Source organism: Dietzia sp. IBK-p2-15D, from assembly GCF_057773105.1.
Genome location: NZ_JBYMTK010000123.1, coordinates 1 through 435, shown reverse-complemented (window position 1 = coordinate 435; position 435 = coordinate 1). Strand labels below are relative to the sequence as shown.

Below are 435 nucleotides of genomic sequence, written 5' to 3'. Positions count from 1 at the left end.
CATGAAACCTACCACCGTGAACCAGGCACTAAACTACCAGATCACCAACGTGCTACCCCATGATTTAGATATGCTTTACGCCAGCTTTACAGGGTTAGAACTTGATGCAATGCTGGAAATGCACAGCCTTCCAGAGTGCGCCGAACTCAAGTGCAAAGAGGTAAGATACGAGGTGTACAGCCACAAGGCCGGGAATGGGCGCACTTACCAGCGGTTAGTTGGCGATAATGGCAGGGTGATAATGAGTGTGGCAGAAAAGCGGGTTAGTGTATGAACTCTTACACCTGCGACAAGTGCGGGCGCAAGCTGGAACAGCGCATGATAGTTGGCGCTTACAAAATAGCCGAAAAGTGCAAGGTGAAGGTTTGTCGAGACTGCGCCGAATCAGCGGAGTATATTCTCACATTCTTATCGCTGCGCAAGTTGGGATACACA

Annotated in this window: 1 protein-coding gene; it reads left to right on the top strand. The window is 49.9% G+C overall.

Annotated elements, in window-relative coordinates; all coding sequences use genetic code 11:
- The coding region (locus AC3DEV_RS17175; RefSeq protein WP_488372904.1) for a hypothetical protein at positions 1 to 274 on the top strand (274 nt) is incomplete at its 5' end.
- Between the last annotated feature and the right edge of the window lie 161 nt (positions 275 to 435).